Origin of the sequence: Citrobacter sp. Cpo065 (genome assembly GCF_030332805.1) — a bacterium.
In the GTDB taxonomy this organism is placed as follows: Bacteria; Pseudomonadota; Gammaproteobacteria; order Enterobacterales; family Enterobacteriaceae; genus Citrobacter; species Citrobacter portucalensis.
Genome location: NZ_JAOWHC010000005.1, coordinates 1 through 309, shown reverse-complemented (window position 1 = coordinate 309; position 309 = coordinate 1). Strand labels below are relative to the sequence as shown.

Sequence of the window (309 nt, the reverse complement as noted above, 5' to 3'; positions counted from 1 at the left end):
TCAGCTTCACTCTTTATAAAACCCCGCTTCGGCGGGGTTTTTGCTTTCTGGGTAAGCCAGATGAATGACTGTCCACGACGCTATGCTCAAAAGAACGCGGCTTATCGGTCAGCTTCACTCTTTATAAAACCCCGCTTCGGCGGGGTTTTTGCTTTCTGGGTAAGACAGATGAATGACTGTCCACGACGCTATGCTCAAAAGAATGCGGCTTATCGGTCAGCTTCACTCGTTATAAAACCCCGCTTCGGCGGGGTTTTTGCTTTCTGGGTAAGCCAGATGAATGACTGTCCACGACGTTATGCTCAAAAG

The 309-nt window shown here is 48.9% G+C and carries 1 protein-coding gene; it reads left to right on the top strand.

The annotated features are described in order from the left end of the window. Nucleotides 1–309 (top strand): hypothetical protein (locus OGY68_RS00025; protein ID WP_286616717.1); only part of this gene is annotated, 309 nt, incomplete at both ends.